Below are 17,781 nucleotides of genomic sequence, written 5' to 3'. Positions count from 1 at the left end.
TCCTAACGCTTGTGGCCAGTGTCGAGCTTGCGTTCCAGATGCATGGAATAGCGCGACATACCAAAACAGAAAATCCAGAACACCAGGGCGGCGAATACGTAGCCTTCGGTGGCCATGCCCAGCCATTTCGGGTCGGCAGCGGCTTGCTTGACGCTGTTGAGCAGGTCAAACAGGCCGATGATGATCACCAGACTGGTGTCCTTGAACAGCGCAATGAAGGTGTTGACGATGCCGGGGATCACCAGCTTCAGGGCTTGCGGCAGAATCACCAGACCCATCGAACGCCAGTAACCGAGGCCCATCGCCGCAGCCGCTTCGTACTGACCTTTGGGAATCGCTTGCAGACCGCCGCGCACCACTTCGGCGACGTAGGCCGACTGGAACAGGATCACGCCGATCAGCGCCCGCAGCAGCTTGTCGAAGTTCATCCCTTCAGGCAGGAACAGCGGCAGCATCACCGAGGACATGAACAGCACGGTGATCAACGGCACGCCGCGCCAGAATTCGATGAAGGTCACGCAGACCACCCGAATCGCCGGCATGTTCGAGCGTCGACCCAATGCCAGCACGATCCCCAGCGGCAAGGCGCCGGCGATACCGACAGTGGCGATCACCAGGGTCAGCATCAGGCCGCCCCATTGGCTGGTCGCCACCTGTGGCAGGCCGAACACGCCGCCGTGCAGCAGGCACCAGGCAACAATCGGGTAGATCACCAGGAAGCTCAGCCCGTACACCGCTTTACGCGGGAAGCGCGAGATGAACAGAGGCGCCACGCCGATCACCGCCAGCCACACGGTCAGGTCGACGCGCCAGCGCCATTCAGCCGGGTAATAGCCGTACATGAACTGGCCGAAACGCTGCTGAATGAACACCCAGCAGGCGCCGTCCTTGGTGCAGTCGGCGCGGGTGGTGCCGACCCAGTTGGCATCAATGATTGCCCAACTGAGAATCGGTGGCACGACGAGGTAGATCAGGTAGAACGCAAACAGCGTCAGCAAGGTGTTGAGCCAGCTGGAGAACATGTTCGCGCGCATCCATGCGACCACGCCGATGCTGCTGTTCGGTGGGGGCATGTCGGGTTTGAAAGTATGAGTACTCATGCGCTTTTCCTTACCGCTCGATCAGCGCAATGCGCTTGTTGTACCAGTTCATCAGCAGGGAAATGCTGATACTGATCGCCAGGTACACGCTCATGGTGATGGCAATCACTTCGATCGCCTGACCGGTCTGGTTAAGCACGGTGCCGGCGAACAGCGAAACCATTTCCGGGTAACCGATACCGGCCGCCAGCGAAGAGTTTTTCGCCAGGTTGAGGTATTGGCTGGTCAGCGGCGGAATGATCACGCGCAGGGCTTGCGGGATGATCACCTTGCGCAGGGTCGGGCCGTTGCGCAGGCCGAGCGAACGCGCCGCTTCGGTCTGGCCGTGGCTGACCGACTTGATCCCCGAACGCACGATTTCAGCGATGAACGCCGCGGTGTACACGGTCAGGGCCAGGGTCAAGGCGAGCAGTTCCGGGATCAGCACCCAGCCGCCAACGAAGTTGAAGCCTTTGAGCTCGGGCATTTCCCAGTGCAGCGGCGCGCCGAAGATCAGTGCGCACAAGGTCGGGATCACCAGCAGAATCGCCAGCCCTACCCAGAACTTGTGGAACGGCACGCCGGTCGCTTCAAAGCGTTTGTTGGCCCAACGGCACATCAGCACGATGCCGACGATGGCCACCACGACGCTGATCACGAACGCCCAGAAACCATCAGCGGCCAGCGCGGCCGGCATGTTCAGGCCACGGCTGCTGACGAAGAAGGTGTCGCCGAAGTTATGGCTGTTGCGCGGCCCCGGCATGGTCAGGAATACCGCGAAGTACCAGAACAGGATTTGCAGCAGCGGCGGAATGTTGCGGAAAACTTCCACGTACACCGTCGCCAGTTTGCTGATGATCCAGTTCTGCGACAGCCGTGCCACACCGATGATGAAGCCGAGAATCGTCGCCAGAATCACGCCGATCACTGTCACCAACAAGGTGTTGAGCAAACCGATAACGAAGACGCGGGCATAACTGTCCGCTTCGGTGTAGTCGATCAGGTGTTGAGCGATGCCGAACCCGGCACTGCGCTCCAGAAAGCTGAAACCGGAAGTGATGCCCCGGTGCTGCAGGTTGGTTTGAGTGTTGTCGAACAGGAACCAGCCCAGCGAAACCACCGCGACAATCGTGATGATCTGGAATAGCCACGCACGCACTCGTGGATCGCTGAGGCTGAGCCTCTGCTTAGGTGCGCCGATTGAATTTTGCATGAAGTGCCCCGCAAAAAATGGAACAAGAACATCACCCGGCGGTTGGCCCGCCGGGCGATAGAACCATTAGCGCACTGGTGGTGCGTACTGAATGCCGCCGTTGTTCCACAGGGCGTTCAAGCCGCGGTCGATTTCCAGCGGAGTGCTCTTGCCGAGGTTTTTCTCGAAGATTTCGCCGTAGTTACCGACTTGTTTGACGATCTGTACTACCCAGTCTTTCGGCAGTTTCAGGTCTTTGCCGTATTCGCCGTCAGCACCGAGCATACGAGCGACGTCCGGGTTTTTGGTCGACTTGGCTTCGGCTTCGACGTTTTTCGAAGTGATGCCGGCTTCTTCGGTGTTGAGCAGCGCGTAGCCAACCCAACGCACGATGGCCAGCCACTCGTCGTCGCCATTACGTACGACCGGGCCCAGGGGTTCTTTGGAAATGGTTTCCGGCAGAACCACGTAGTCCTTCGGCGCTGCCAGCTTGCTGCGCTGGGCGAACAGCTGGGACTTGTCGGAGGTCAGCACGTCGCAACGACCGGATTCCAGCGACTTGGCGCTTTCATCGGAGGTGTCGAAAGTGATCGGGGTGTATTTCAGACCGTTGCCACGGAAGTAGTCGGAAACGTTCAGCTCGGTGGTGGTACCGGCCTGGATGCAGATGGTTGCACCGTCCAGCTCTTTGGCACTTTTCACGCCGAGCTTGTTGTTCACCAGGAAGCCGATGCCGTCATAGTAGGTAATGAAGCCCGGGAATTTCAGGCCCATGCCCGCGTCACGCGAACTGGTCATGGTGGTGTTGCGCGACAGGATGTCGATCTCGCCGGACTGCAGCGCGGTGAAGCGCTCCTTGGCGTTCAACTGACTGAACTTGACCTTGGTCGCGTCGCCGAAAACGGCAGCGGCCACAGCGCGGCAGACGTCAGCGTCGATCCCGAGGATCTTGCCGGTTGCATCCGGTACCGAGAAGCCCGGCAGACCATCGCTCACGCCACACTGCACGAAACCTTTCTTCTGCACTGCATCCAGGGTTGCACCCGCCTGAGCGAACCCGCTGACACCGAGTACTGTTGCTGCAGTCACGATGGCCAGGGTGGATTTCAACATCTTCATTCAAACCTCCAGTTTTGCTCTTGTTGTGTCGGAGCTTGAGTCCAGTCGCACCCTTTTGAGGCGGTGTTGACCCTTGTTGGCTTTTTATTGGGTCAACCGACGTAAGACCTTCGCTATGAGTCTAGTAGGAGAAGATCCACAAAATGGATCACTCACTTCTCACCAATCGGCCGAACGGGCGGTAGCCCTTTCACGTTCGCGAAGCCCGTAGCGGCCCTTGGCGAACATCCATCACCGGATTTTTTGCAATCCCGGCCCACGGGGTACACTGATAGTGTTACCGCCAGGCGCGAGATCGGTTGCACGCCTGAAGCCATAGCAAAGCCCGTACCACACCGTTCGCTGAAGCGCTTTAGCGACAGGTCAATAGCAAAACTTGTACCCTTGCGACATCTTCTTAACAGATCAATCGGGCGCGCCCTTCAATCACGCACTCAATGAGAGCGCCCGCACACAATTGGAGCAGCCATGACCGAGCCCTTGATTCTTCAGCCTGTTAAGCCCGCAGACGCCTGCGTGATCTGGCTGCACGGCCTCGGCGCCGACCGCTATGACTTCCTGCCGGTGGCCGAAGCGTTGCAGGAAAGTTTGCTGAGCACGCGTTTTGTGCTGCCGCAGGCGCCGACACGTCCCGTTACGATAAATGGCGGATATGCCATGCCGAGCTGGTACGACATCAAAGCCATGAGCCCGGCGCGTGCGATCGATCGCGATGAGCTGGAAGCGTCTGCCGATCGCATCATCGAATTGATCGAAAACGAGCGCGCCAGCGGAATAGACGCCTCGCGGATTTTCCTCGCCGGTTTTTCCCAGGGTGGCGCCGTGGTTTTGCACACCGCTTTCCTGAAATGGCAGGGGCCGTTGGGTGGCGTGCTGGCGTTGTCGACGTATGCACCGACGTTCAGTGATGAGCTGGAGTTATCGGCCAGCCAGCAGCGGATTCCGGTGCTGTGCCTGCACGGTCAGTTCGATAACGTGGTGCAGAACTCGATGGGCCGCAGTGCTTACGAGCACTTGGTGAAGCATGGTGTCACCGTGACATGGCAGGAATACCCAATGGAGCACGAAGTGTTACCCGAAGAAATTCGCGACATTGGCGTCTGGTTGAGCGAACGTCTGCGCTAATCGCGACAGCATTGCCTGCCCGTTGATCATCACACTACGCCGCGCCCGTTTCTTGCATTACACTGGCCGGCGTACATTCCTTAACCAATTGATGAGATGACCGTGCTCGAAGCACTCAAGAAAATGTTCGGTAAAAGCGAGGCTGAGCAGCTCGCGCCAGTTCCCAGTGCGCCGTCGCACGCCCCCGGTCATCGCCACGATGCGCCCCAGGCCGACCGCCCCGCTGCCGTAGCAGCACCGAAGCAAGACCCGCAACCCGCTCCGGCCGCGCCCATCGCCGCCGAGCCTGCGCGCAGTGAAGAGCCGAAACCGGCCAGACCGCGTCGCGAACCGAAGCCCAAGGCATCGGTCATTCCGTGGAAACTCGAAGATTTCGTTGTCGAGCCACAAGAAGGCAAAACCCGCTTTCACGATTTCAAACTAGCGCCAGAACTGATGCACGCCATTCAGGATCTGGGCTTCCCGTATTGCACGCCGATCCAGGCGCAGGTGTTGGGTTTCACTCTCGCCGGCAAAGACGCCATTGGTCGCGCGCAGACTGGTACCGGCAAAACCGCCGCGTTCCTGATCTCGATCATCACCCAGCTGCTGCAAACGCCGCCGCCGAAGGAACGCTACATGGGCGAACCCCGTGCGCTGATCATCGCGCCGACCCGTGAGCTGGTGGTGCAGATCGCTAAAGACGCCGCTGACCTGACCAAGTACACCGGCCTCAACGTGATGACCTTCGTTGGCGGCATGGACTTCGACAAGCAGCTCAAGCACCTCGAAGCGCGCCACTGCGACATTCTCGTCGCGACCCCGGGCCGCCTGCTCGACTTCAACCAGCGCGGCGATGTGCATCTGGACATGGTCGAAGTGATGGTGCTGGACGAAGCCGACCGCATGCTCGACATGGGTTTCATCCCGCAAGTCCGCCAGATCATTCGTCAGACCCCGCCGAAAAGCGAACGCCAGACCTTGCTGTTCTCCGCGACCTTCACCGAAGACGTGATGAACCTCGCCAAGCAGTGGACGACCGATCCGTCGATCGTCGAAATCGAAATCACCAACGTCGCCAACGAAAACGTCGAGCAACACATCTACGCCGTGGCCGGTGCCGACAAGTACAAACTGCTCTACAACCTGGTCAACGATAATGGTTGGGAGCGGGTGATGGTCTTCGCCAACCGCAAGGACGAAGTTCGCCGCATCGAAGAGCGCCTGGTGCGCGACGGTGTGAACGCTGCGCAGTTGTCCGGCGACGTGCCGCAACACAAACGCATCAAGACCCTGGAAGGTTTCCGCGAAGGCAAGATTCGTGTCTTGGTCGCCACCGATGTGGCCGGTCGCGGCATTCACATCGACGGCATCAGCCATGTGATCAACTTCACCCTGCCGGAAGTGCCGGACGACTACGTGCACCGCATCGGCCGTACCGGTCGCGCGGGCGCTGATGGCGTGTCGATCAGCTTCGCCGGGGAAGACGACTCTTATCAGTTGCCGTCCATCGAAGAGAAGCTCGGTCGCAAGATCAGTTGTGAAACGCCACCGACGCATCTGTTGCGTGCGGTCGAGCGTAAGCGTCCGCAGTAAGCGACGTTTAATAGAAAAGCGCAGCCGGCAACGGACTGCGCTTTTTTTTCGCCCGGGATTTGATCGGACGCTTGCGAGAGAATACTAAAAGTCCATAATGGACTAATAAGTTTAGATTCGGATTCCGGAGCCCTACATGTCCAGTACGCCCTACGTGATCGACCAGCATCAGGCCCGCGAGTTGTTGGCGCGTCTCGATGTGCCGCAGATCCTGCGCAAGCTGTTTCGCGACCTTGCGGCGGGTAGCGCCGTGCAACCGGCGCAGCAACTGGTGGAATTCCCGCAGGGTGCCGGTGACTTCATCAACTATCTGGGTGTACTGGCTGAAGACGGTGTGTACGGCATGAAGACTTCGCCCTACATCGTTCGCGAGCAAGGCCCATTGGTGACGGCGTGGACGCTGTTGATGTCGATGAAAACCGGTCAACCGCTGCTGCTCTGCGATGCCGGTGAATTGACCACCGCACGCACCGCCGCGACCACTGCCGTGGCAGTTGACGCCCTCGCGCCGTTGAATGCCACGCGACTGGCGATCATCGGCAGCGGCAAGGTTGCGCAGGCGCATCTGCATTACGTGAAGTCGCTGCGCGACTGGCAGAGCATCAGCCTGTATTCGCCAAGCCTGTCCGCCGACGCGCAGACCCAGGCCCTGTTGAAAGCCATCACGCCCAATCTGAAGATCGTCGACAGCCGGGAAGCCGCCCTCGCCGAGGCTGACGTGATCATGCTCTGCACCTCGTCAGCCGGGCCGGTGATTGATCCGGCTGAGCTGAGTAAACCGGCGCTGATTACCTCGATCAGCACCAACGCCCCGCGCGCCCACGAAGTACCACCGCAGCGCCTCAACGAGATGCAAGTGTTCTGCGACTATCGTCTGACCACGCCGGGTTCGGCGGGTGAAATGCTGATTGCTGCTGAACAACATGGCTGGAGCAAGGATTTGATCGTCGGCGACCTCGCCGACCTGCTCAGCGAGAAAGTGCAGCGCCCGGATTACGATCGTCACGTGTTTTTCCGCTCAATAGGCCTGGGCCTGGAAGACATCGCCCTCGCCAATGCGCTCTACCACCTCAACAACTGACCACTGTAGGAGCTGCCGAAGGCTGCGATCTTTTGATCTGTTTTTTTAAGATCAAGATCAAAAGATCGCAGCCTTCGGCAGCTCCTACAGGGATCGCATTCTGATTGGGGAGTTGCCAATGGCAGATCCCCAGAGAGCCACGATAGCTTTGGAGTTTTTCATGAGCCAGGCAGATTTCATCATCATCGGCGGCGGGATTGCCGGCGCTTCCACCGGGTTCTGGCTGTCGCCGCAGGCTAAGGTCATCGTGCTCGAACGTGAGTCGCACCCGGCCTATCACTCCACCGGACGCTCCGCCGCACTGTTCACCGCAGCCTACGGCACACCGCAAGTCCGCGCCCTGACCCAGGCCAGCCGTGAGTTTTTCGACCATCCGCCGGCCGGTTTCTGCGAACACCCACTGCTGACCCCACGTGGCGAAATGACCGTGGACTTCACCGGTGACAACGCCGAACTCAACAACCAATACCTCAGCGCCAAAGCCACGGTGCCGGAGATGCAACTGCTCACTGCCGACGAAGCCTGCGCGCGCCTGCCAATCCTGCGTCAGGAAAAAGTCCACGGCGCGATCTACGACCCGAGCGCCAGCGACATCGACACCGATGCCCTGCATCAGGGCTACCTGCGCGGCATCCGTCGCAACCACGGCGAAGTCCATACCGACTGCGAAGTGCTCGGCCTCAGTCGCGACGCCGACGGCCTCTGGCACGTACAAACCAACGGCCAGACCTTCAGCGCGCCAGTGATCATCAACGCCGCCGGCGCCTGGGCCGACAAGATCGGTGCACTGGCCGGCGCCAAACCGCTGGGTCTGCAACCGAAACGCCGCGCCGCCTTTATCTTTGCCGGCCCCGAAGGCGTCGACATTCATCACTGGCCGATGCTGGTCAGCCTCGACGAGTCCTTCTATATGAAGCCCGACGCCGGCATGTTCCTCGGTTCGCCGGCCAACGCCGATCCGGTCGAACCTCACGACGTGCAACCCGAAGAACTGGACATTGCCATGGGCATTTACCAGATCGAAGAAGCCACCACGCTGACCATCCGCCGCCCGACCCGCACCTGGGCCGGGCTGCGCAGTTTCGTCGCCGACGGTGATTTGCTCAGCGGTTTCGATCCGCAGGTGCCGGGGCTGTTCTGGGTCGCGGCGCAGGGTGGTTACGGCATTCAGACATCGCCGGCGATGGGCCAGGCCAGCGCGGCGCTGGTTCGCGGCGAACCTTTGCCTGAACACTTGCGCAACTTCGGCCTGAGCAGCGCCATGCTCTCCCCTGCCCGCCTCGCTTGAATGCCCGTCAGGATGACTCGCTCAACGGATTGCGGCACACTCGCAGCGCCTCCTGTTCACGGGGGCGCTGACGCTGCCTGGAGCTCCACTGTCATGACCGCCCCTGAATTCGATCCGGCGCTGGATAACTTCCGCGCCATCGCCGACGCCATCGCCACGCTGTTTTTTCCGCACGCCGAAGTGGTGCTGCACGACCTGCGCACGCAGAAGGTCGATTACATCGCCAACAACCTGTCGAAACGCGAAATCGGCGACGACTCGTCTCTAGAAGACATGCTCAGCGAGGATGTCAGCGACAGGAACATTGGCCCGTACGAAAAGCTCAATTGGGACGGTCAGAAGATTCGCAGCCTGAGCAGCGTCCTGCGCGACGGCGAAGGTCTGCCGTTGGCGGTGCTGTGCATCAATCTGAATATATCGCTGTTTGAGAATGCCAAGGCGGCGCTGGATCTGTTCCTGTCGCCGAGCAAACTGATCCCGCAGCCGGATTCACTGTTTCGCGATGACTGGCAGGAACGCATCAACACCTTCCTCCACGCCTGGCTGCGCGAGCGGCAGTTGAGCCTGAATGTGCTGACCCGCGATCACAAACGTGAACTGGTGCTGGCGCTGCACGCCGAGGGCGCGTTCAAGGGCAAGAGCGCTTCGAACTATGTGGCCAATGTGCTGAACATGGGGCGGGCGACGGTGTACAAGCATTTGAAAGAGCTGAAGGGCTGAAGATCAAGAGATCGCAGCCTGCGGCAGCTCCTACAGAAGAACGCATTCCCCTGTAGGAGCTGCCGAAGGCTGCGATCTTTTCAATCAGTCGCCGTAAATGTCGGACTTGAAATACTTCTCGGAAATCTTCTGATACTCGCCACTCGCGCGAATGCCATCAATCGCGCCATTCAACTGGCTGACCAGTTCCGCATTGCCCTTGCGCACCGCAATCCCCGCGCCCTCGCCGACGTACTTCGGATCCTTCAACTCAGGCCCGACAAACGCATAGCCCTTGCCGCGCGGCATCGTCAAAAAGTCATTCAGCGGAATGGTGTCAGCGAAAATCGCATCCAGCCGCCCCGCCGCCAGATCCATGTAGATCTCTTCGTTGTTGCTGTAGCGCTTGACGTTGATGCCATTGGGCTCGAACACCTCGGTGGCGTAACGATCGGTGGTGGTCGCACGCTGAACGCCGACGTTCTTGCCTTTGAGGCTGGCGTATTGATCGTCTACCGTGGCGCCTTCTTTCATCACCAGACGCGACGAGGTGAAGTAATACTTGTGGGTGAAATCCACTGACTTCTTGCGGTCTTCGTTGATGGTCATCGACGACAACGCCATGTCGATCTTCTTCACTTTCAGCGAAGGAATCAGACCGTCGAACTCACCTTCCACCCACACGCACTTGACCTTCATCTGCGCGCACAGGGCGTTGCCGATGTCGTAGTCGAAGCCGACGATTTCGCCCTTGTCGGTTTTCGAGGCGAATGGCGGGTAAGCGGCTTCGATGCCGATGCGCAGGGTTTGCTCGGCGGCGAACACGCTGGCGCAGGACAACAGGCTGAGGGCCAGACCGGTGATGAGGGGGAGTTTCTTCATGTTCGTTCTCTCGCGGGTTGTTGTTGGTTTGGCAAGAAAGAGCTAAATCGGAGGGAGATGTTTTTTGTACTTATAAATCCATATTGGACTTATATGTATAGCCAGTCAATCGGGCAGAGAGAGAGGTTTTTGGTGTTGCAGATGACGTCATCGCGAGCAGGCTCACTCCTACAGGGGGAACGCATTCCAACTGTAGGAGTGAGCCTGCTCGCGATAGCGGATTTAAAGGCGCTAGAGGACTTACTTCTTCCAGCGATCCGCCGCGGCATGATCACTGTCCCGCCCCTCAACCCAACGTGGCCCGTCGCTGGTGTTTTCTTTCTTCCAGAACGGTGCACGGGTTTTCAGGTAGTCCATGACGAAGGCGCAGGCATCGAAGGCGGCCTGGCGATGGGCACTGGCGGCGCCGACGAACACGATCGGCTCGCCCGGCTCGAGCGCGCCGATGCGATGCAGCACCTCCAGTTTCAGCAGCGGCCAGCGCTGCTCGGCTTCGACGGCGATTTTTCCGAGGGCTTTTTCGGTCATGCCCGGATAGTGTTCGAGGAACATCCCCGCCACATCCAGCCCGTCATTGAAGTCGCGCACGTAGCCGACAAAGCTCACCACCGCGCCGACGCCGACGTTGGCCGCGTGCATCGCGTTGACTTCAGCGCCCGGGTCGAACGGCGTGGCCTGCACACGAATCGCCATGGCTCAGCCTCCGGTCACGGTGGGGAAAAACGCCACTTCGTCGCCATCGACCACCGGCTCGTCGAGCTGACAGAGGTCTTCATTGCGCGCGCACATCAGGTTCTGTTCGCTCAATACTTCAGCGCCATCCCGTTGCGCCAGCAATGCACGCACGTCGTCGACAGTGGCGAAATCGCCTTCAACCTTCAGCGAATCCACGCCCAGCGCTTCACGGTAACGGGCAAAAAACCTCACGGTCAGGTTCATGGCTGCTCCGCTTGAAAGTGCCCGCTCTTGCCGCCGACCTTCTCCAGCAGACGCACGCTTTCAATGGTCATGCCGCGATCGACGGCTTTGCACATGTCGTAGATGGTCAGGGCGGCGACGCTGGCGGCGGTCAGTGCTTCCATCTCGACGCCGGTCTGCCCGGACAGTTTGCAGCGGGCGACGATGCGCACGGTGTCTTCGCCGTCAGCGCTGAGTTCGACTTTGACGCCGGTAAGCATCAGCGGGTGGCACAGGGGAATCAGATCGCTGGTTTTCTTCGCCGCCTGAATGCCGGCAATGCGCGCCACGGCGAACACATCACCCTTGGGATGGCCGCCGCTGACAATCATCTGCAGCGTTTCGGGGAGCATGCGCACCAGCGCTTGGGCCGTCGCTTCACGGAACGTCACGGCTTTTTCGGTGACGTCGACCATGTTGGCGCGACCTTGAGAATCGAGATGAGTCAGCACGGGATTACTCCTGATCAGGAGCGGGGATTGTAAACCTGCGGGTCAAATTTCTGCGAGTCGGATTATCACGCAACCTGTGTAGGAGCTGCCGAAGGCTGCGATCTTTTGACTTTGATCTTTAAAAACAAGATCAAAAGATCGCAGCCTTCGGCAGCTCCTACATTTGGTTTTGTGTTCAGGCATAAAAAAACCGGGCGGCTTTTGGGGCCGCCCGGTTTTGGTTGTGATGCAGTTACAGATGCGTTTCGGCGTATTCAGCCAGGATCGAGCGAGGCACCCCTTGCAGGGTGATGTGCACACCGTTCGGGAAATCCTTGAAGCGTTCGGTCAGGTAGGTCAGCCCGGAGCTGGTCGCGGACAGGTAAGGGGTGTCGATCTGTGCGAGGTTGCCCAGGCACACCACTTTCGAACCGGCGCCGGCACGGGTGATGATGGTTTTCATCTGGTGCGGTGTGAGGTTCTGACATTCGTCGATCAGGATCAGGCTCTGCTGGAAGCTGCGACCACGAATGTAGTTGAGCGATTTGAACTGCAGCGGCACTTTGCTGAGGATGTAGTCGACGCTGCCATGGGTGTTTTCGTCATCCATGTGCAAGGCTTCGAGGTTGTCGGTGATGGCGCCCAGCCACGGCTCCATTTTTTCCGCTTCGGTGCCGGGCAGGAAGCCGATTTCCTGATCCAGGCCCTGCACACTGCGAGTGGCGATGATGCGACGATAACGCTTGCTGACCATGGTCTGCTCGATCGCAGCGGCCAGCGCCAGAATGGTTTTACCAGAGCCTGCCGCACCCGACAGGTTGACCAGATGAATGTCCGGGTCGAGCAGCGCGTACAGCGCCAGACTTTGATAGATGTCGCGCGGTTTCAGCCCCCACGCTTCCTGGTGCAGCAACGGTTCCTGGTGCAGGTCGAGAATCAGCAGGCGGTCTTCTTCAATCTCCTTGATCCAGCCGACGAAGCCCTGTTCATCAATGATGAACTCGTTGATGTGCACGGCCGGCAGGTTGTCGATCAGTTGTACCTGGTGCCAGGTGCGGCCGTGATCCTGACGGGTTTCGACCTTGCTCACGCGGTCCCAGAAGGAGCCGGTCATGTTGTGATAGCCGTTCGGCAGCAAGGACACGTCGTCGACCAGTTGGTCGGTGCTGTAGTCCTCGGAGGCGATACCGCAGGCACGCGCCTTGAGGCGCATGTTGATGTCTTTGGTGACCAGCACCACCGGTTTTTTCGGGTCGCGAGTGTGCAGGTCGATCAGTTGGTTGATGATTTTGTTGTCGTTCAGATGCTCGGGCAGAATCAGGTTCGATTCGGCCTGCTTGCTCATCAGAATTGACAGCAAGCCCTTCGGCCCGCCCTTGCCGCGCTGGATCGGCACACCCAGTTCGACATCTTCCGGGGACGCATCGCCCAGGGTTTTGTCGATCAGCCGGATGGCCTGACGGCATTCAGCGGCCACGCTGTGATGCCCGCTCTTGAGCTTGTCCAGCTCCTCAAGCACGGTCATCGGGATCGCGACGTGGTGTTCTTCGAAATTCAGCAGGGCGTTTGGATCGTGAATCAATACGTTGGTATCGAGTACATACAGGATTGGCTGGTTGGAGGAAGGGCTACGTCCGTGATCATCCATACTCGGTCACCTATGTCAGAGCCAGTAGACGCAATACCTGAGCGGTGCTGCGCCTCGAAGTGACTGCCGAAATCTCACCTGCGGAGATTCAAGTGACTGCAAACAAACGGGTCTTGGAAGACGCCACCTGTGTTGCAGGTTTCGGCGGTCTGTCTTCGTAATACTCCAAAACCGATGACATAAAAAAGTACTTTGACGGTTTTTTTAAGTTTATTTTGCAAAGTGACGAAAAGCCCTTGGCGGACTCCGTCGACACCGTTAGAGTCGGAAGTCCACCTGCAGCAAATTCTCTGAAAAAATCACCCCAAGCCCAATGTTTCCGGGCTTTTAGCGTTTCTCAGCGAAACGCGTCCTGACAGTCTTCCCAACCAATGCCGCTCTGCGCGGTTTGCGTGATCAGCCACGGCAACGAGGTCTTCACCGCGTCCTGTTTCATATTGAAATTGATCACCCCGTGACGCCACAACAGCATCAGGGTCAGCACCCGTTGCGCGCTCGGCGCACCCTTGAGTTTGCCGGCACCGTCCTGGGCATCGATGTCCCACAGCGCCACTTGCAGGCCCTGAGTGTTGAAGAAACTCTGTGCATCGCTGCGGCGCTGGCCGTCCGGCGGACGGAACAGCGGCACGTAGTTTTCCGGCAGTTTGTTCTTCACCAGATCGGCGCTGCGCCGCACCGAATCCTGCCAGTCCTGCCAGTGGCTGTGGGAGCGGAACTCCCAGCCCTGCACGCCGACGCACTGTCTGGAGAACTCGGTTTGCAGGCTGCTCACCGAACGATCGCTCAGGCGTGCCTGAATATCCTTGCCCAACACAAAGAACGTGCCGCTCAGATTAGCCTTGCGCAGATAGCCGGTGAGCCAGTCGGTATTGTCCGGTTGCAGATTCGCGGCGCTGTCGAAAGTCAGCAGAAACAGCCGGTCGTGCATCTCGTCGCCGTTGCGCTCGTAGTCGCCGAAACGATCGACTTCGCTGCTGGTCTGCGGAAACAGCGCGGCCTTGCGCATCAGTTCATCGAGATACTGCACATGAAAGATCCGGCTCGGCTCGGCCCACTTGGTGTAATAGCTGTCATCGCTGACGACGAATTTGGCGGCTTGCTCGCGCAGGGTCGCTAGGTCTTCGACGAGGAAGCAGAACGAGGCGTCCTGATCGCAGCTTTGCTGGGCGTAGTTGTAGTTGGCCAACAGGCGCTGCCAGAGACGCTGACGCAGGCTGTTGACCGCGTCGATATTCACCGTGCGCAGGCCGAGGCGCTGGGCCAGCGCGGTTTCGTCCAGCGCTTCGGTGCCGAGCAGGCCCCGGGCGAACATGAGGATTTCGGCGCGCGAGGCGACGTCGAACAGCGTCGGGCTGCTGAGCTGCTCCGGCCAGGTGCTGCGATCCAGCGTCGCCACATCGCCCGGCGCCGCAGCGGCACCGAAGCTCAACAGCCACGCGGTGAATAAAAGAACAATGCGCAAAGGGGCGTCTCCATAACAAAACCCGCGCGGCACTATATCGCGGGTGGATCAAAAGAAAGATCAAAAGATCGCAGCCTTCGGCAGCTCCTACCTGTGCCTCCATTGAATCATTGCGATGATCGTTCCCACGCTCTGCGTGGTAACGCCTCCCCGGACGCTCCGCGTCCAGCTCGACGGTGACGCGGAGCGTCACAGGCGGCATTCCCACGCAGAGCGTGGGAACGATCATCGCCAAGCCGTCGATCACCTATGGGCTTGATAGCTGGAGTCAACACCGACAACCCCCTAGAATCGCCCCCACGATTAAAGGAGACGACTTCATGCTGATGGTGATTTCCCCCGCCAAGACCCTCGATTACGAAACACCGCCGGCGACCCAGCGCTTCACCCAGCCGCAGTACCTCGACCATTCTCAGGAACTGATCCAGCAATTGCGCGACCTGACCCCGGCGCAGATCAGTGAGCTGATGCACGTGTCCGACAAGATCGGCGGCCTCAACGCCGCGCGTTTCGGCAGCTGGACGCCCGCGTTCACCCCGGAGAACGCCAAGCAGGCGCTGCTCGCCTTCAAGGGCGACGTCTATACCGGCCTCGACGCACAATCTTTCAGCGAAGCCAACTTCGATTACGCGCAAAAGCACCTGCGCATGCTCTCCGGCCTCTATGGCCTGCTGCGCCCGCTCGACCTGATGCAACCGTATCGCCTGGAAATGGGCACCAAACTGGCCAACGCCCGGGGCAAAGACCTGTACGCCTTCTGGGGCACTCGCATCAGCGAATGGCTCAACGAAGCGCTGGCCGATCAGGGCGACGACGTGCTGCTCAACCTCGCATCCAACGAATACTTCTCGGCCGTTAAACGCACCGCCCTGAACGCGCGGATCATCAATACCGAGTTCAAGGATCAGAAGAACGGCCAGTACAAGATCATCAGTTTCTACGCGAAGAAAGCGCGTGGCCTGATGAGCCGTTTCGTGATTCAGGAAAAGATCAACGATCCGGCCCAGCTCAAGCAGTTCGATGTGCAGGGTTATCGCTACAGCGCCGAACAATCGAAACCTGACAACCTGGTATTTCTGCGCGACCACGCCCCCGAATAAAGCATGCCTAATGCACGACTCTTTTTATAAAGAGTCGTGCAGCTCGCACGACGTCAAAAATTCCTCGCTTGATTTCGCCATTTTTATGGCGCCAGAAAAAAATCCCTGTCCTTTCTAATTTTAGTTTCACTCGACACTGATCATTTTTTTCAGTAGTGGCACGTAACTTTTTTCACGGTAGTGGCACAAAACTATCTAGCGCAATGACGCCCCTATCAATAAAGGGCGAAACGGAAAGTGCTATCAAATTGAGACCAGTGCCATCTTTGTCAATATTTCAAAAAATTTCAGATGGCGCGATGAGCGGACTGGAACTATGTCCAAATGCGTAGTTCATACCACCGGTAACGATTCTCGCCGAGTTTGTACGAGATAACTTACGTAGGACAATTAGCCATGTAACCAAGTTGTCACAGCAACTTGCCTAGATGACTAACCGGTCGCAAAGCACACTGAAGGACAGGAGATACGCAGCATTAATATCCCCTACAAGGCCAAGGCCGCGCCCCCTATAAACGTGCTCGCCTGAGCACCAAACCGCTTGATCTACGGGCCTTCCCGCCCGCCATCAAGCGCGCAAGACGAATGCACCTGAGCCTTCCAAAGGAAGATCCGCTGCATAACAGGGCAAGTCATAACTATAAGGCCTGGTTGCGCACATCTTGAGTGCACTTATTTAGACACTCGGAACTTTGTATGCCTGCACACGGCATTGTGGCGCCTGTAAGCCGCACTTTCGAGTGCACTAGTGAACGCTGAACACCATTAACTCCGGCCTTCTAAGGCCTGATATATACAGAGGTAATTGCGATGCGCATCAGCATATTTGGTTTGGGTTACGTTGGCGCAGTATGTGCCGGTTGCCTGTCTGCACGGGGCCATGACGTGGTTGGCGTCGATGTTGCCAAAGGCAAGATCGACATGATCAACGCTGGCAAATCTCCCATTGTTGAACCGGGCCTGGGCGAACTTCTGCAACAGGGTATTCAAACCGGTCGTCTGCGTGGCACGACCAACTTCGCCGAAGCGATTCGTGACACTGACCTGTCGATGATCTGCGTCGGTACGCCGAGCAAAAAGAACGGCGACCTCGAACTGAACTACATCGAAGCCGTGTGCCGCGAGATCGGTTTTGTTCTGCGTGAAAAAACCACTCGCCACACCATCGTTGTACGCAGCACCGTATTGCCGGGCACAGTTGCCAACGTAGTAATCCCGATTCTTGAAGACTGCTCCGGCAAGAAAGCTGGCATCGACTTCGGTGTTGCGGTCAACCCGGAATTCCTGCGTGAATCCACCGCCATCGCCGACTACGACCTGCCACCGATGACCGTCATCGGCGAATTCGACAAGGCTTCGGGCGACGTTCTGCAATCGCTGTACGAAGAACTAGACGCGCCGATCATCCGCAAGGACATCGCCGTCGCCGAGATGATCAAGTACACCTGCAACGTCTGGCACGCGACCAAAGTGACCTTCGCCAACGAGATCGGCAACATCGCCAAAGCGGTCGGCGTCGATGGCCGTGAAGTGATGGAAGTGGTTTGCCAGGACAAGACCCTCAACCTGTCCCAGTACTACATGCGCCCAGGCTTCGCCTTCGGCGGCTCGTGCCTGCCAAAAGACGTGCGTGCCCTGACCTACCGCGCAGGTTCCCTGGACGTCGAAGCGCCGCTGCTCAACTCGCTGATGCGCAGTAACGAATCGCAAGTGCAGAACGCCTTCGACATCGTTGAAAGCCACGACAAACGCAAAGTCGCCCTCCTCGGCCTGAGCTTCAAGGCCGGCACCGACGACCTGCGCGAAAGCCCGCTGGTCGAGCTGGCCGAGATGCTGATCGGCAAGGGTTACGACCTGAGCATCTACGACAGCAACGTCGAGTACGCCCGTGTTCACGGCGCGAACAAAGACTACATCGAGTCGAAAATCCCGCACGTATCGTCCCTGCTCAACGCGGACTTCGATTCGGTGATCGACAACTCCGACGTGATCATCCTCGGCAACCGCGACGAGAAATTCCGCGCACTGGCCCAGCAAGCACCGCACGGCAAACAGGTCATCGACCTGGTCGGCTTCATGGCCAAAGCCACCGACGCCGGTACTCGCACCGAAGGTATCTGCTGGTAAGGCAGACGTTGCCCGG

The 17,781-nt window shown here is 58.7% G+C and carries 16 protein-coding genes; 7 read left to right on the top strand and 9 right to left on the bottom strand.

Annotation, left to right across the window (positions count from 1 at the left end):
• Positions 1-2: 2 nt before the first annotated feature.
• The 3 genes from AD669_RS04825 to AD669_RS04815 all read right to left on the bottom strand — a co-directional run bounded on the left by AD669_RS04825 (position 3) and on the right by AD669_RS04815 (position 3,390).
• Positions 3-1,100: an amino acid ABC transporter permease gene (locus AD669_RS04825; protein WP_008080192.1), complete on the bottom strand. Its 1,098-nt coding sequence runs from the start codon at positions 1,098-1,100 to the stop codon at positions 3-5.
• 10 nt (positions 1,101-1,110) lie between these two features.
• Positions 1,111-2,292, bottom strand: coding sequence for an amino acid ABC transporter permease (locus AD669_RS04820; RefSeq protein ID WP_053117338.1), 1,182 nt, complete (start codon positions 2,290-2,292; stop codon positions 1,111-1,113).
• Between the two features lie 66 nt (positions 2,293-2,358).
• Positions 2,359-3,390, bottom strand: coding sequence for an amino acid ABC transporter substrate-binding protein (locus AD669_RS04815; protein WP_053117336.1), 1,032 nt, complete (start codon positions 3,388-3,390; stop codon positions 2,359-2,361).
• A 468-nt stretch (positions 3,391-3,858) separates the two neighbouring features.
• On the opposite strand from AD669_RS04815, the gene AD669_RS04810 reads away from it, so the two are divergent.
• The 5 genes from AD669_RS04810 (at position 3,859) to AD669_RS04790 (ending at position 9,179) form a co-directional block, all read left to right on the top strand.
• Entirely contained in the window at positions 3,859-4,515 is a 657-nt protein-coding gene (locus AD669_RS04810) for an alpha/beta hydrolase (protein ID WP_053117331.1), read from the top strand.
• Between the two features lie 96 nt (positions 4,516-4,611).
• The gene (rhlB, locus tag AD669_RS04805) at positions 4,612-6,090 is read left to right on the top strand and encodes an ATP-dependent RNA helicase RhlB (protein ID WP_053117328.1); all 1,479 of its coding nucleotides are present in this window, start codon (positions 4,612-4,614) and stop codon (positions 6,088-6,090) included.
• 136 nt (positions 6,091-6,226) lie between these two features.
• Positions 6,227-7,171: an ornithine cyclodeaminase family protein gene (locus AD669_RS04800; protein ID WP_053117325.1), complete on the top strand. Its 945-nt coding sequence runs from the start codon at positions 6,227-6,229 to the stop codon at positions 7,169-7,171.
• A 160-nt stretch (positions 7,172-7,331) separates the two neighbouring features.
• Positions 7,332-8,459, top strand: a complete 1,128-nt coding sequence (locus AD669_RS04795; protein WP_053117322.1) for an FAD-binding oxidoreductase — start codon at positions 7,332-7,334, stop codon at positions 8,457-8,459.
• A gap of 93 nt (positions 8,460-8,552) precedes the next feature.
• The gene (locus AD669_RS04790; RefSeq protein ID WP_053117320.1) at positions 8,553-9,179 is read left to right on the top strand and encodes a transcriptional regulator; all 627 of its coding nucleotides are present in this window, start codon (positions 8,553-8,555) and stop codon (positions 9,177-9,179) included.
• Positions 9,180-9,263: 84 nt separating this feature from the next.
• On the opposite strand, the gene AD669_RS04785 is transcribed toward AD669_RS04790, so the two are convergent.
• From AD669_RS04785 to AD669_RS04760, 6 genes are all read right to left on the bottom strand, one after another.
• A complete protein-coding gene (locus AD669_RS04785; protein WP_053117317.1) occupies positions 9,264-10,040 on the bottom strand; it encodes an ABC transporter substrate-binding protein in 777 nt (258 codons plus the stop codon).
• 240 nt (positions 10,041-10,280) lie between these two features.
• The gene (gene moaE, locus AD669_RS04780) at positions 10,281-10,733 is read right to left on the bottom strand and encodes a molybdopterin synthase catalytic subunit MoaE (protein ID WP_016771590.1); all 453 of its coding nucleotides are present in this window, start codon (positions 10,731-10,733) and stop codon (positions 10,281-10,283) included.
• A gap of 3 nt (positions 10,734-10,736) precedes the next feature.
• A complete protein-coding gene (gene moaD, locus AD669_RS04775) occupies positions 10,737-10,979 on the bottom strand; it encodes a molybdopterin converting factor subunit 1 (protein ID WP_053117314.1) in 243 nt (80 codons plus the stop codon).
• A complete protein-coding gene (moaC, locus tag AD669_RS04770; protein ID WP_016985015.1) occupies positions 10,976-11,449 on the bottom strand; it encodes a cyclic pyranopterin monophosphate synthase MoaC in 474 nt (157 codons plus the stop codon). Before moaC ends, moaD begins: the two co-directional genes overlap by 4 nt.
• A 232-nt stretch (positions 11,450-11,681) precedes the next feature.
• Positions 11,682-13,076, bottom strand: a complete 1,395-nt coding sequence (locus AD669_RS04765; RefSeq protein WP_053117311.1) for a PhoH family protein — start codon at positions 13,074-13,076, stop codon at positions 11,682-11,684.
• A 337-nt stretch (positions 13,077-13,413) separates the two neighbouring features.
• Complete coding sequence (locus AD669_RS04760; RefSeq protein ID WP_053117309.1) at positions 13,414-14,538, bottom strand: polysaccharide deacetylase family protein; 1,125 nt, start codon at positions 14,536-14,538, stop codon at positions 13,414-13,416.
• Between the two features lie 320 nt (positions 14,539-14,858).
• Here AD669_RS04760 and yaaA point away from each other — a divergent pair, with 320 nt between their 5' ends.
• Together yaaA and AD669_RS04750 are read left to right on the top strand one after the other, a co-directional pair.
• The gene (yaaA, locus tag AD669_RS04755; protein WP_053117306.1) at positions 14,859-15,638 is read left to right on the top strand and encodes a peroxide stress protein YaaA; all 780 of its coding nucleotides are present in this window, start codon (positions 14,859-14,861) and stop codon (positions 15,636-15,638) included.
• A gap of 810 nt (positions 15,639-16,448) precedes the next feature.
• Complete coding sequence (locus AD669_RS04750; RefSeq protein WP_053117304.1) at positions 16,449-17,765, top strand: nucleotide sugar dehydrogenase; 1,317 nt, start codon at positions 16,449-16,451, stop codon at positions 17,763-17,765.
• The last annotated feature ends 16 nt before the right edge of the window (positions 17,766-17,781 follow it).

The sequence above is a fragment of the Pseudomonas sp. P1.31 genome (assembly GCF_001269815.1).
Lineage (GTDB): Bacteria > Pseudomonadota > Gammaproteobacteria > Pseudomonadales > Pseudomonadaceae > Aquipseudomonas > Aquipseudomonas rustica.
The sequence above is the reverse complement of the archived record's forward strand: the minus strand, read 5'-3'. Positions and strand labels throughout refer to the sequence as shown.